This is a genomic window from Dietzia sp. oral taxon 368 (assembly GCF_002999155.1).
Classification (GTDB): Bacteria; Actinomycetota; Actinomycetes; order Mycobacteriales; family Mycobacteriaceae; genus Dietzia; species Dietzia cinnamea.
Genome location: NZ_CP027238.1, coordinates 3,076,880 through 3,089,739, shown reverse-complemented (window position 1 = coordinate 3,089,739; position 12,860 = coordinate 3,076,880). Strand labels below are relative to the sequence as shown.

At 71.2% G+C, this 12,860-nt stretch carries 15 protein-coding genes; all 15 read left to right on the top strand.

Features of this window, described 5'->3' with window-relative positions:
- Positions 1-6 precede the first annotated feature (6 nt).
- Positions 7-666 (top strand): phosphatidylinositol phosphate synthase, encoded by a 660-nt coding sequence (pgsA, locus tag C3V38_RS14405; protein WP_106386117.1) that lies wholly within the window; start codon positions 7-9, stop codon positions 664-666.
- Positions 663-1,571, top strand: coding sequence for a phosphatidylinositol mannoside acyltransferase (locus C3V38_RS14400; RefSeq protein ID WP_106386116.1), 909 nt, complete (start codon positions 663-665; stop codon positions 1,569-1,571). Before pgsA ends, C3V38_RS14400 begins: the two co-directional genes overlap by 4 nt.
- A 7-nt stretch (positions 1,572-1,578) precedes the next feature.
- Positions 1,579-2,694: a glycosyltransferase family 4 protein gene (locus C3V38_RS14395; RefSeq protein WP_106386115.1), complete on the top strand. Its 1,116-nt coding sequence runs from the start codon at positions 1,579-1,581 to the stop codon at positions 2,692-2,694.
- Positions 2,684-3,277 carry an NUDIX hydrolase gene (locus tag C3V38_RS14390; RefSeq protein ID WP_106386114.1) on the top strand — a complete coding sequence of 198 codons (594 nt, stop codon included), beginning with the start codon at positions 2,684-2,686 and terminating at the stop codon, positions 3,275-3,277. Before C3V38_RS14395 ends, C3V38_RS14390 begins: the two co-directional genes overlap by 11 nt.
- Before the next feature lie 95 nt (positions 3,278-3,372).
- Entirely contained in the window at positions 3,373-4,278 is a 906-nt protein-coding gene (gene pdxS, locus C3V38_RS14385) for a pyridoxal 5'-phosphate synthase lyase subunit PdxS (protein ID WP_106386113.1), read from the top strand.
- Between the two features lie 7 nt (positions 4,279-4,285).
- Positions 4,286-5,158: an acyl-CoA thioesterase II gene (locus tag C3V38_RS14380; protein WP_106386112.1), complete on the top strand. Its 873-nt coding sequence runs from the start codon at positions 4,286-4,288 to the stop codon at positions 5,156-5,158.
- The gene (pdxT, locus tag C3V38_RS14375; protein ID WP_061228686.1) at positions 5,155-5,769 is read left to right on the top strand and encodes a pyridoxal 5'-phosphate synthase glutaminase subunit PdxT; all 615 of its coding nucleotides are present in this window, start codon (positions 5,155-5,157) and stop codon (positions 5,767-5,769) included. Before C3V38_RS14380 ends, pdxT begins: the two co-directional genes overlap by 4 nt.
- A gap of 91 nt (positions 5,770-5,860) precedes the next feature.
- Positions 5,861-6,613, top strand: coding sequence for a YebC/PmpR family DNA-binding transcriptional regulator (locus tag C3V38_RS14370; RefSeq protein ID WP_061228685.1), 753 nt, complete (start codon positions 5,861-5,863; stop codon positions 6,611-6,613).
- A 63-nt stretch (positions 6,614-6,676) separates the two neighbouring features.
- The gene (locus C3V38_RS14365; protein WP_106386111.1) at positions 6,677-7,336 is read left to right on the top strand and encodes a crossover junction endodeoxyribonuclease RuvC; all 660 of its coding nucleotides are present in this window, start codon (positions 6,677-6,679) and stop codon (positions 7,334-7,336) included.
- Complete coding sequence (gene ruvA / locus C3V38_RS14360) at positions 7,333-7,932, top strand: Holliday junction branch migration protein RuvA (RefSeq protein ID WP_061228683.1); 600 nt, start codon at positions 7,333-7,335, stop codon at positions 7,930-7,932. Before C3V38_RS14365 ends, ruvA begins: the two co-directional genes overlap by 4 nt.
- Complete coding sequence (ruvB, locus tag C3V38_RS14355; protein WP_371412125.1) at positions 7,932-9,038, top strand: Holliday junction branch migration DNA helicase RuvB; 1,107 nt, start codon at positions 7,932-7,934, stop codon at positions 9,036-9,038. The genes ruvA and ruvB overlap by 1 nt, the downstream gene beginning before the upstream one ends.
- Before the next feature lie 92 nt (positions 9,039-9,130).
- Positions 9,131-9,439 (top strand): preprotein translocase subunit YajC, encoded by a 309-nt coding sequence (gene yajC, locus C3V38_RS14350; RefSeq protein WP_106386110.1) that lies wholly within the window; start codon positions 9,131-9,133, stop codon positions 9,437-9,439.
- A gap of 72 nt (positions 9,440-9,511) precedes the next feature.
- On the top strand, positions 9,512-11,212 hold the full coding sequence (gene secD, locus C3V38_RS14345) for a protein translocase subunit SecD (RefSeq protein ID WP_232303046.1): 1,701 nt from the start codon (positions 9,512-9,514) through the stop codon (positions 11,210-11,212).
- On the top strand, positions 11,209-12,267 hold the full coding sequence (gene secF, locus C3V38_RS14340; protein WP_061228680.1) for a protein translocase subunit SecF: 1,059 nt from the start codon (positions 11,209-11,211) through the stop codon (positions 12,265-12,267). The genes secD and secF overlap by 4 nt, the downstream gene beginning before the upstream one ends.
- Positions 12,264-12,821, top strand: a complete 558-nt coding sequence (locus C3V38_RS14335) for an adenine phosphoribosyltransferase (protein WP_007626297.1) — start codon at positions 12,264-12,266, stop codon at positions 12,819-12,821. Before secF ends, C3V38_RS14335 begins: the two co-directional genes overlap by 4 nt.
- The last annotated feature ends 39 nt before the right edge of the window (positions 12,822-12,860 follow it).

Genomic DNA, 12,860 nt, shown 5'->3' with positions numbered 1-12,860 from the left:
GGACGAATGCTCAGCGAGTACGGAAGGTCGGGGGTCACCCGCGTGGCCCACCCCTTCGCGACCCTCCTCGTCCGGGCGGGCGTCACGGCCAACGGCATCACCCTGACGGGGCTCGTGCTGACCAGCGTGGCGGCCGTCGCCCTGTTCGGCAACGGCCAGCTCGTCGCCGGCGCGATCGTCATCGCGCTGTGCACCCTTCTCGACCTGGTCGACGGCGCCGTCGCGCGTGCCTCGGGCGGCGGGTCGCCCTACGGCGCCCTGGTCGACGCGGTGTCCGACCGGGTCGCGGACGGTGTGATCCTGTCCTCCCTGCTGTGGTGGCTCGTCCACGCCGAGCCCGACAACCGCTACGCCCTCGTCATGCTGCTGGCCTGCCTGGTGCTGTCTCAGGTGGTGTCCTACTCCAAGGCCCGCGCCGAAGCCGGCGGCCTGCGGACCCCCGGCGGGCTCATGGAGCGCGCTGACCGGCTGGTGCTCATCCTGCTCGGCGCCGGGCTCGAGGGACTGGGTGTGCCGTGGGCCCTCGAGGTGGGGCTCACCGCCGTCGCGGTGGGCAGCCTCGTCACGGTCGTCCAGCGGGTGTGGGGCGGACGCACCGACTACCTCCGGCGCGTGGCCCACGAGGACGTCGCCACCGCACCCACCACTGGGCCGGGAGACCGATGAGCGGCGTGACCGAGCGCCTGTCCGACCTGGGCTACGCGGCCGGGTGGGCCGTGGTCCGGGCCCTTCCCGAAGGCCTGGCGCGGGCGCTCTTCCGCTCGGGCGCCGACTTCGCCGCCCGCCGGCAGGGCCCCGACTCCCAGCTGCGCAGGAATCTCGCCCGGGTCCTCGGCGTGACCCCGGCGGAGGTCCCCGACGAGCTCGTCCGCGACTCCTTCCGTTCCTACGCCCGGTACTGGCGGGAGGCGTTCCGCCTGCCGTCCATGGACCGAGATGCCGTCGCCCGCGAGATGGACCGCACCATCGACGGGATCGAGCACCTGGACGCGGCTCTCGCGCAGGGGCGCGGCGTCGTGGTCGCCCTGCCGCACTCGGCCAACTGGGACCTCGGTGGGACCTGGCTCGCCCGGCGGTACGGCGGATTCGCGACGGTCGCGGAGCGCCTCAAGCCGGAATCGCTCTACCAGCGCTTCCTGGACTATCGCGAGAGTCTGGGGTTCACCATCTATCCGCACACGGGCGGACCCACCCCACCGCTCGACGCGCTGCGGGACTACCTCGCCGGAGGCGGCATCGTCGCCCTGCCGGGGGAGCGGGACCTGCGCCGCACCGGCGTGCCCGTCACGTTCTTCGGCGAGACCACCCGTATGCCCGCCGGGGCCGCGAGGCTCGCGGTGGAGACGGGTGCGCCGTTCCTCGTGGCCCAGTTCTGGTACGACGGCCCCGACACGATGCGCGTTCGGGTCACACCGCCGATCGACGTCTCCGGGGGAGTCGGGCCCGCCGTCCAGGCGATGGCCGACCTGTTCGCCGAGGCCATCGCGCGGCACCCCGAGGACTGGCACATGCTGCAGCCCCTGTGGCTCGACGACCTCTCGGCCGAGCGGCGAGAGCGGATCGAGGGCTGATCCGGCCGTGCGTATCGGCATGATCTGCCCCTACTCCTTCGACGCCCCCGGCGGAGTACAGGCCCACGTCGTGGACCTCACGGAGGAGCTCCGGCGCCGCGGGCACACCGTCCGCGTCCTCGCGCCGGGCAGCCCCGGCAGCGCACCGGTCTCGGGCATGACGCTGACCGGGCCGGGCGTCCCGATCCCCTACAACGGGTCCGTGGCCCGGCTCAGTTTCGGTCCCGCGACCTGGCGGGCGACCCGGCACTGGCTGCGCGAACAACCCCTCGACGTGCTGCACATCCACGAACCCAACGCCCCCGGGGTCGGCATGTTCGCCCTCGCGATGTGCTCGGGTCCCATCACGGCGACCTTCCACACCTCCACCACCGGGTCGATGATCCTCGACGCCGCGGACGGTGTCCTGGCGCCGCTGCTCGAGAAGATCCGCGGCCGCATCGCCGTGTCGACCCTGGCCCGCCGCTGGCAGATGGAGGCCCTGGGATCCGACGCCGTGGAGATCCCCAACGGTGTCGACGTGGGCGCCTTCAGCGACGTCGACATCTCCGGGGAGCCGACCGACGTCCCGACGGTGGCGTTCCTCGGCCGCTACGACGAGCCCCGGAAGGGGATGGGCGTCCTCGCCGCCGCGCTGCCGGCCGTCCTGCGCGAGGTGCCGGACCTGCGCCTGCGGATCATGGGCGACGGCGACGAGCACGCCCTGCGGGCACGGCTGCCCGCCGGTCTGGACGTGGAGTTCCTCGGCCGCGTCGACGACGCCCGCAAGGCCGCCGTCCTGGCCGCCGCCGACGTCTACTGCGCCCCCAACACCGGCGGCGAGAGCTTCGGCATCGTCCTCGTGGAGGCCATGGCCGCCGGCACCGCGGTCGTCGCCTCGGACCTCGACGCGTTCCGCCGGGTCCTGCGCGACGGGGAGTGCGGAGAACTCGCGGCGGTCGGGGACGCCGACGCCCTCGCCGGCGCCCTCACGGCTGTCCTGACCGACCCCGCCCGCCGGGCCGAGCTGTGCACCAGTGGCAGCGAGGCCGTCCGGGAGTACGACTGGCCCGTCGTGGCGGACCGGGTGATCCGCGTGTACGAGACGATCCGCGCGCCGGGGGAGACGCTCCGTGTCCGTTGAGCTGATCGTCCTCGTCGTCGTTCTCGTCGCGGCCCTGGCCGCTGCCCTGCTCGGCGCCTACCTCACCGCCCACCGGCTGGACCGGCTGCACATCCGCACCGACCTCGCCCGCGCCGCGCTGGCCGGCGCCCTGGAGCGACGCCACGCGGTCGCCGCCGCGGTCGCGCGTGACCTCGCCGACCGCGACCCACCGGGGGCCTACCGCCTGTTCCACGCGCTGGCCCGCGCCCGAGCGCATCCCCCGGACGCCGTCGCCGGGCCCGACCCGGCGCCCCAGCCGCCGCCGCGCCGGAGGACCGACCGGGCCGACGACGACGAGGCCGGCGAGAACGCAGAACTGGCCGAGAACACGCTCGGCATGATGCTGGCCGCGCTAGACGTGGAGGCACTGCCCGTCGACCTCGCCAGCGAACTCGAGGACGCCACCGACCGCGTCTCCATGGCCCGCCGCTTCTACAACGACGCCGTGCGGGACACCCGAGGTCTGCGCGAGCAGACCGCCGTCCGCGCCCTCCGACTGGCCGGCCGGGCCCCCATGCCCAACTACGTCGAGCTCGTCGACGCCCCGCCCCCGCGCGCCTGACCCACCCGGGCGGGACGGCGGTTGGGGAACGGAGGTGAGGGCGACCTACACTGGTAGGCCTGAACACGTCGTCTGAGCCAGGAAAGGCCAATTTCGTGAGCGAGCCGCAGTCGAGCGAGAACACCACCGGAACAGCCCGCGTCAAGCGGGGCATGGCCGAGATGCTCAAGGGCGGCGTCATCATGGACGTCGTCACCGCCGAGCAGGCGAAGATCGCCGAGGACGCCGGTGCCGTGGCCGTCATGGCCCTCGAGCGTGTTCCCGCCGACATCCGCGCCCAGGGCGGCGTCGCCCGCATGAGCGACCCCGACCTCATCGACGGCATCATCGAGGCCGTCTCGATCCCGGTGATGGCCAAGGCCCGCATCGGCCACTTCGTCGAGGCCCAGATCCTGCAGGCCCTTGGGGTGGACTACGTCGACGAGTCCGAGGTCCTCACCCCGGCGGACTACACCAACCACATCGACAAGTTCGCCTTCACCGTGCCGTTCGTCTGTGGTGCCACCAACCTCGGCGAGGCGCTGCGCCGCATCACCGAGGGTGCGGCCATGATCCGCTCCAAGGGCGAGGCCGGGACCGGCGACGTCTCCAACGCCACCACCCACATGCGGCAGATCCGCCAGCAGATCCGCCAGCTCCAGAGCCTGCCGGAGGACGAGCTGTACGTGGCGGCCAAGGAGTTGCAGGCACCGTACGAGCTCGTCAAGGAGGTCGCGGAGAAGGGCAAACTCCCCGTGGTGCTGTTCACCGCCGGCGGCATCGCCACCCCCGCCGATGCCGCGATGATGATGCAGCTCGGCGCCGAGGGCGTCTTCGTCGGCTCGGGCATCTTCAAGTCCGGCAACCCGGCCGAGCGCGCCAAGGCGATCGTCAAGGCCACCACCTTCCACGACGACCCGGAGATGCTCGCCAACATCTCCCGTGGCCTCGGCGAGGCCATGGTCGGCATCAACGTGGACGACATCCCGGAGCCCCACCGGCTCGCCGAGCGGGGCTGGTGACCCGCCGGTGGCGAAGATCGAGGACATACTCGACCTCGAGCGGATCGACCGCGACCTCTACCGGGGCCCCGCGATCCGCACCCATCTCCAGCGCACCTTCGGAGGACAGGTGGCCGGTCAGACCCTGACCGCCGCCGTCCAGACCGTGGACTCCGACAAGCACGTCCACTCCCTGCACGGGTACTTCATCCGTCCGGGGATCCCCGATGTGCCCACGGTCTACCAGATAGACCGACTGAGGGACGGACGGAGCTTCGCCACCCGACGGGTCACCGCCATCCAGGAGGGCGAGCCGATCTTCACGATGTCGGCCTCGTTCCACCTGCGCGACCAGGATGGGATCGAGCACCAGGACCAGATGCCCCGCGTCGTCGACCCCGAGGAGATCCCCGTGCCCTCCGTCGACGACCTGGATGAGGTCCACCGCGTATTCGTCGACGAGTGGGCCCAGTGGGACATCCGGTTCGTCCCGCGTGACGGGATGCCGACCAGTTCCGCGCTGGCCGCGCAGCAGCGGGTGTGGTTCCGGTGCGTCGACACCCTCCCGGACGACGCGAACTTCCACGTGTGCACGCTGGCGTACATGTCCGACATGACCCTCCTGGGGTCGGCCAAGATCCCGCACCCGGACGAGCCGACCCAGGACGCCTCGCTCGACCACGCCATGTGGTTCATGCGTCCGTTCCGGGCCGACGACTGGCTGCTCTACGACCAGACGTCCCCGTCCGCCTCCGGGGGGCGTGCCCTGACCCAGGGGCGGATCTTCGACCGATCGGGCCGACTCGTGGCCGCCGTGACCCAGGAGGGACTGTCCCGGCGACTCAATCCCGGGGCGCAGTCGTTCCCCGTGGACACCTCCGGCTCCACGTCCGTGTCGTGACCGGACCCGCACCGACGATCGGTGTCCTCGCCCTGCAGGGTGATGTCGCCGAGCACCTGTCCCACCTCGAGGCCGTCGGCGCGCGGGCCGTCCCCGTGCGCCGACGGTCCGAACTGGACGCGGTGGACGGCCTGGTCCTACCCGGTGGCGAGTCCACCGCCATGAGCCGGTTGATGGACGTCCACGAGATGTATGAGCCCGTGGCCGAGCGGATCTCCGACGGCATGCCCGTCTACGGGTCGTGCGCCGGCATGATCCTGCTCGCCTCGGATGTCCTGGACACCCGGGCCGACGCGACCTGGTTCTCCGCGATCGACATGACGGTCCGCCGCAATGCCTTCGGACGGCAGGTCGACTCGTTCGAGGCCGACCTCGTCGTCGACGCCCTCGGCGCCGACCCGGTGCGCACGGTGTTCATCCGCGCGCCGTGGGTCGAATCGGTCGGCTCCGACGTGCAGGTCCTCGCCGAGGTCCGCGCCTCCGACGGCCGAGACCACGTGGTCGCGGTGCGTCAGGGCAACGCCCTGGCCACGTCGTTCCACCCGGAGGTCACCGACGACGTGCGCGTCCATCGGTACTTCCTCGACATGGTGCGGCAGACGACCTCGTAGACTGGGCGTTCAGCGGGCCTCGAGCGCAGCCCCGCGCCGGGCCGCCGGACGGCGGGACCCGGTCCCCAGACCCCCGGAGGGCGGAACATCAATGGCAGGCCATTCCAAGTGGGCCACCACCAAGCACAAGAAGGCGGCGATCGACGCCAAGCGCGGCAAGCTCTTCGCCAAGCTCGTCAAGAACATCGAGGTGGCCGCCCGCACGGGCGGCGGTGACCCCGCCGGAAACCCCACTCTCTACGACGCCATCCAGAAGGCGAAGAAGAACTCCGTCCCGGCCGACAACGTCGAGCGCGCCCGCAAGCGCGGCGCCGGCGAGGAGGCGGGCGGCGCCGAGTGGGAGACCATCATGTACGAGGGCTACGGCCCGAACGGCGTGGCCATGCTCATCGAGTGCCTGACCGACAACCGCAACCGGGCCGCCGGCGAGGTGCGCACGGCGATGACCCGCAACGGCGGCAACCTGGCCGACCCCGGCTCCGTCGCGTACCTGTTCGCCCGCAAGGGGGAGATCGTCCTGGACAAGGGCGAGCTGACCGAGGACGACGTCCTCATGGCCGTTCTCGATGCCGGAGCCGAAGAGGTCAACGACCTCGGCGAGCAATTCGAGGTGGTCTGCGAGCCCACCGACCTGGTCGCGGTGCGCACCGCCCTGCAGGAGGCCGGGATCGACTACGAGTCCGCCGAGTCGGGGTTCCGCGCCTCGGTCGAGGTGACCGTCGACGCCGACGGTGCCGCAAAGGTCTTCAAGCTGATCGACGCGCTCGAGGACTCCGACGACGTACAGAACATCTACTCGAACATGGACGTCCCCGAGGACGTGCTGGCGAGCCTCGACGCCTGACGGCCGACCCCGCTGGTAGGGTCTCGAACGTAGGTTCTACCACCGGTCGAGGAGAGGTCGCAGATGCGCGTCATGGGTGTGGACCCGGGGCTGACCCGGTGCGGGCTCGCCCTCATCGAGACCGCCCCGGGTCGCGCGGTCACGGCGCTCGACGTGGACGTGGTGCGCACGACCTCCGACGAGCCGCTCGAGCGGCGCCTGCGGGCCGTGCACTCCGTGGCCGACGAGTGGATGGAGATCCACCGCCCGGACGTGGTGGCCATCGAGCGCGTGTTCGCGCAGAACCAGGTCTCGACCGCCATGGGTACGGCTCAGGCGGCGGGTGTCGTCGCGCTGGCGGCGGCCTACCGGGAGATCCCCGTGGCGTTCCACACCCCGTCGGAGGTCAAGGCGGCGATCACCGGTAGCGGGCGCGCGGACAAGAAGCAGATGACCCTCATGATCACTCGCATCCTGGGTCTGCAGAAGCCGCCGAGCCCGGCCGACGCCGCGGACGCGCTCGCCCTGGCCGTGTGCCACAGTTGGCGCGCGCCCATGCAGGGTCGGGTGGCCTCGCTCAATGCCCACGTCGCCCGCTCGCGGGCCGGCTTCGAGGCGAAGGTCGCGGCCGCCAGGGAAGCGGCGGCATCGGACGGGACCGGGCGGCGCGACCCGGCCGCCGACCAGGAACGCGCCCGGGCGGCCGCCCGGGGCATGGCGCGGACGAAAGGAGTGCGCTGGTGATCGCCTCGATCCGGGGGACGGTGGCCGAGATCGGCCTGGACCGCTGCGTCGTGGAGACCGGAGGCGTCGGTGTCCTCGTACACGCGACCCCGGCCGCGCTCGCGGGACTACGGCGCGGCGCGGAGGGCATGCTCCACACCGAACTCGTGGTCCGCGAGGACTCGCTCACCCTCTACGGTTTCGACTCCGTCGACGCGCGGCAACTGTTCCTCACCGTGCAGACCGTCTCCGGCGTCGGACCTCGGCTCGCGCTGGCGATCGTCGCCACACTCGAACCCGAGGCCCTCATCCGCGCACTCGGGACCGGGGACGTCAAGGCGCTGACCCGGGTACCGGGCGTCGGCAAGCGCACTGCCGAGCGGATGGTCCTCGAGCTCAAAGACAAGGTCGGCCCGGTGCCGGACGGTGACGCGGCGACCGCCGTGGGCGGGACCGGGCGCGCGCCGGCCGCCACCGAGGTGGCCGACGCCCTGGAGGGCCTGGGCTTCTCCGCCGCGGAGGCCGAGAAGACCGCCACCGCCGTACTGGACTCACAGCCCGACCTCGACCCCGCGCAGGCGCTGCGCCTGGCCCTCAAGTCACTCGGTAAGCGCTGATGACCGGTCAGAACGGCATGACGGGAGGCGGCGCGGACGCCGGGGACGGCCACGAGGCGGAGCTCTCGGCCTCGCTCACCCCGTTCGACACCGACGTCGAGGGCGCGTTGCGGCCACGCAGCCTCGGGGAGTTCATCGGGCAGGAGACCGTCCGCGAGCAACTCGATCTGGTCCTCACCGCCGCCACCCGCCGCGGAGTAGTACCCGATCACCTGCTCTTCTCCGGACCGCCGGGGCTGGGCAAGACGAGTCTGGCCATGATCGTGGCCGCCGAGCTCGGCGGTTCGCTGCGCATCACGTCCGGCCCGGCCCTCGAGCGCCCCGGGGATCTCGCCGCGATGCTCTCCAACCTCATCGAGGGCGACGTACTGTTCATCGACGAGATCCACCGCATCGCCCGGCCGGCCGAGGAGATGCTGTACCTCGCCATGGAGGACTTCCGGATCGACATCATGGTGGGCAAGGGGCCCGGGGCCACGTCGATCCCGCTGGAGATCGCCCCGTTCACCCTTGTCGGAGCAACCACGCGCTCCGGCGCGCTCACCGGTCCACTGCGCGACCGATTCGGGTTCACCGCGCACATGAACTTCTACACCGACTCCGACCTCGCCCGGATCGTCACCCGCGCGGCCGAGATCCTCGCCATCCCCGTCGACCCCGATGCCGCCCTGGAGATCGCCGGTCGCTCACGCGGAACACCCCGGATCGCCAACCGACTGCTGCGGCGGGTCCGCGACTTCGCCGAGGTACGAGCGGACGGCCGCATCACCGTGCCCGTCGCGCGCGCGGCCCTGGAGGTCTACGAGGTCGACGAACTGGGGCTCGACCGTCTGGACCGCGCCGTGCTGCGCGCGCTGCTCGTCCAGCACGAGGGCGGGCCGGTGGGCCTGAGCACGCTGGCCGTGGCGGTGGGGGAGGAGTCGACCACCCTGGAGGAGGTCTGCGAGCCCTTCCTCGTCCGCGCGGGCCTGCTCGCCCGGACCCCCCGGGGACGCATCGCGACCGCCGCGGCGTGGGACCACCTCGGGCTCACCCGCCCCGACAAGACGCCCTCCGAGCCGATGCTCCCGGTCGAGGTCGACCGGGGCCCCGGCGCGCGCGGCTGACCCCCGGGCTGGCATCCTCGGACGGGACCGTCCGTAGCCCGGACCCGACCCACCGGACCCGGAACCCGCGGGTCCACATCAGGAGGACCCCCATGGGACTGGAACTGCTGCTGCCGTTGATGATCGTCGTGCTGCTCGTGCTGATGTTCATGCAGAGCTCGAAGCAGCGCAAGGCGATGAAGGAACTGCGGAAGATGCAGGAGTCCCTCGCCGCGGGGGACCACGTGCTCACCACCTCCGGCCTGCACGCCACCATCGTCGGCGTAGACACGGACACCCTCGAGCTGGAGATCGCGCCCGGGATCCGCACCCGCTGGGACCGGCGCGTCATCCGGGAGAAGTTCGACACCTCCGCCGCGCCGGAAACCGGATCGGGGACCGACGCGTCGGGTTCCCGGTAGTCGACTACCGGCGAGTAGTGTAGTGGGGCCGCCCAGCCGGAGGCCTCAGACGAAGACCGAGAGAGATCACCTGTGTCGCCAGTACGTTCTCGAGGCGCCGACGCCCGCCCCAGACCCTGGGCGCTGCTGTCCAGCTTCTTCCTGGTGCTGTTCATCCTCTTCCTCGCCGCGTTTGCCGTCGCGGACAGGGGGCTGACCCCGAAACTGGGGATCGACCTCCAGGGCGGAACCCGTGTCACGCTCATCCCCAAGGGCGATCCCGACGAGGCCGACCTGCGGCTCGCTCAGGACATCATCCGGGAGCGCGTCGACGGCCTCGGCGTCGCCGGGACCACCGTCGTCATCGAGGGCAGCAACATCGTCCTCACCGTCCCCGGCGAGGACTCCAGCCAGGCGCGCGACCTCGGCACGACGTCCCAGCTGACCATCAGGCCGGTGCTCGAGGTGCAACCCGTCGCGGAGGGGGACCGTGAGCCGGTGCCCGCCGACAAGGGCGATCGCGAGGCCGTGGCCGCCGCCGTCGAGGAGGCGCGCGCGGAACGTCAGGGCGAGCCCGCCGAGCTCATCCAGAAGCTACCCACCTTCCGGTGCCCCGAGCGGGACGTGCTCGCGGGCTTCGACGACCCGGCGCAGGCTCTCATCGCCTGCGGGGAGGGAGCCAAGTACGTCCTCGGTCCGGTGCCGCTGCTCGTCGGTGAGCCCGAGGACGGGCAGCGACTCGACGGTCAGCAGATCGTCAAGGACTCCGTGAGCCACGGTTTCAACCAGCAGGCCGGCAAGAACGAGGTCTCGTTCCGTTTCAACGCCGGTCCCGGCGAACAGGGCAGCGCCACCTGGTCGCGCCTGACGCAGGAGAACCTCCAGCGTCAGATCGCGATCCTCCTCGACGGCGAGGTGATCAGCGCCCCCGTCGTGCAGGGCGTCACGCCGGTCGGGTCCGCGACCTCCATCACCGGTGACTTCACGATCGACGAGGCGGCCTCACTCGCCGCAAACCTGCGCTACGGCGCGCTGCCCATCTCCTTCGAGGACCCCAACGTCGACAACGTCCCGGCCTCCCTCGGGCTCGCCTCCCTCGAGGCGGGACTACTCGCCGGCGCGATCGGCTTCCTGCTGGTGCTGGCCTACTCCGCGTTCTTCTACCGCCTGCTCGGTGTCCTCGCGTTCGTCTCGCTGCTGCTGTCCTTCCTGCTCACCTATGTCGTCCTGGTCTTCCTCGGCTACACGGTCGACTACAGCCTCGACCTGGCCGGGATCGCCGGCCTGGTGATCGGCATCGGTATGACGGCCGACTCCTACGTCGTGTTCTTCGAGCGGATCAAGGACGAGTTGCGCGACGGGCACCGGTTCAGATCCGCCGTGCCCCGGGCCTGGAAGAGCGCCGGCCGCACCATCGTCACCGGCAACATGGTCAGCCTCATCGGCGCCGTCGTGCTCTACCTGCTCGCCAGCGGAGAGGTACGCGGCTTCGCCTTCACTCTCGGCCTCACGACCGTCATGGACGTGTTCGTGGCCTTCACCGTGACCTGGCCGCTCGTCTACCTGGCCTCGACCCGGCCCCTGTTCGCCAAGCCGTCGGCCAACGGGATGGGCCGGATGGAGAACCTCCAGGCGGCCGCCGCCGAGCAGCGCCGGCTCGACCGACAGGCCGAGAAGGAGACCGAGGAGACCGCGGATCGCGGGGTCACGGCGACCATCCGCGGCCCGGGCGGCGACACGCTCACCGAACCCCGGACCGACCGACCCGCCACCGACGAGGAGGAGGGCCGATGAGCACTCCCACCAGCACCGCGACCGAGAGCGGCGCCCCGGCCGGCGCGCCGACCGGCAGTCTGTTCACCCGGCTCTACACCGGTACCGGCGCGTTCGGCATCGTCGCGAACCGACGCAAGTTCTACGTGCTGACCGTGGTCATCGTCGCCATCTGCCTCGCCAGCATCATTTTCCGCGGCTTCAGCTTCGGCATCGACTTCACCGGCGGTACCAAGCTCTCCATGCCCGCGGGCAATCACGACCAGGACCGCGTAGCCGCGGTCGTCGAGGAGGCCATCGGCGAGGAGCCCCAGACGGTCCAGGTCGTCGGCGCGGGGGCCGCGCGGATCGTCGAGGTCGAGACCCGGTTCCTCACCAGTGACGAGATCCGCGCCGCCAAGAACGCGATGTTCGAGGAGTTCCAGCCCGTCACCTCGGACGGGGTCGCCTCGGTCGAGGCGATCGGCGACTCCGCCCGCAGCGAGAGCTGGGGTGGTCAGGTCACCAAGAACGCGCTGATCGCCCTAGGCGTGTTCCTCGTGATCGTCTTCGGCTACATCGCCTTCCGCTTCGAATGGCAGATGGCAACGGCCGCGATCGTCGCGCTGCTGTTCGACGTGGTGACCACCGCCGGGGTCTACTCGATCATCGGCTTCGAGGTCACTCCCGCCACGGTCATCGGCCTGCTGACGATCCTCGGTTTCTCTCTGTACGACACGGTGATCGTGTTCGACAAGGTCGAGGAGAACACGCGGGGCATCAGACACACCGCCACACGGACCTACGCCGAGGAGGCCAACCTCGGCGTCAACCAGACTCTCATGCGGTCCATCCACACCACCATCATCGGTGTCCTGCCGCTGCTGGCGCTGGTCGTGATCGCCGTGTGGATCCTCGGCGTGGGTACGCTGCTGGATCTCGCCCTGGTCCAGATGGTCGGCATCGTCACCGGCACCTTCTCCTCCGTCTTCCTCGCGACGCCACTGCTGGTGTCGTTGAAGAACCGTGACCCCGACATCCGACGCCAGACCGCCAAGGTCCTGGCCCGACGCGAGAAGGCCGAGGCCATCGCATGACCGACTCATCCGTCACCCACGTCTCACCGACCATCAGCTCCTCCGTCGAGCGTCTGATGCGCCGCGTCGAGGACTTCCCGTCCGCGGGCGTCCAGTTCTGCGACCTCACGCCCGTGCTCGCCGACCCCGACGGCTTCGACGCCGTCGTCCGCGGGCTCATCGCCGGTCACGAGATCGGCACCGTCGACTACGTCGCCGGCCTCGACGCGCGCGGCTTCCTGCTCGCCGGAGCCGTCGCCGTGCGCCTCCACACCGGCGTCCTGGCCGTCCGGAAAGCGGGCAAGCTACCGCCGCCCGTGCACTCGCGCTCCTACGAGCTCGAGTACGGCGCCGCCACGCTCGAACTGCCCGCAGACGGGCTCGACCTGCGCGGCAAGCGGGTCCTCGTCGTCGACGACGTCCTCGCCACCGGTGGCACCCTCACCGCGGCGGTCGGCCTGCTGGAGGACTGTGGCGCCGTCGTCGCCGGACTGTCCGTCGTTCTCGAGATCCCCGGCCTCGGCGGCCGGGATAGACTGGCCGGCACACCGCTGACCTGCCTCACGGTCGCGTGACCCCCGGCCGCTCCTGACGGCCCGACACTGCAGGGAGGA

Bases quoted from the DNA above. Each gene is read 5' to 3' on its own strand.
- yajC (WP_106386110.1), top strand. From the start codon at position 9,131: ATGGGACTGGAACTGCTGCTGCCGTTGATGATCGTCGTGCTGCTCGTG.
- C3V38_RS14335 (WP_007626297.1), top strand. From the start codon at position 12,264: ATGACCGACTCATCCGTCACCCACGTCTCACCGACCATCAGCTCCTCC.
- pgsA (WP_106386117.1), top strand. From the start codon at position 7: ATGCTCAGCGAGTACGGAAGGTCGGGGGTCACCCGCGTGGCCCACCCC.
- C3V38_RS14370 (WP_061228685.1), top strand. From the start codon at position 5,861: ATGGCAGGCCATTCCAAGTGGGCCACCACCAAGCACAAGAAGGCGGCG.
- secF (WP_061228680.1), top strand. From the start codon at position 11,209: ATGAGCACTCCCACCAGCACCGCGACCGAGAGCGGCGCCCCGGCCGGC.
- C3V38_RS14400 (WP_106386116.1), top strand. From the start codon at position 663: ATGAGCGGCGTGACCGAGCGCCTGTCCGACCTGGGCTACGCGGCCGGG.
- C3V38_RS14365 (WP_106386111.1), top strand. From the start codon at position 6,677: ATGCGCGTCATGGGTGTGGACCCGGGGCTGACCCGGTGCGGGCTCGCC.
- ruvB (WP_371412125.1), top strand. From the start codon at position 7,932: ATGACCGGTCAGAACGGCATGACGGGAGGCGGCGCGGACGCCGGGGAC.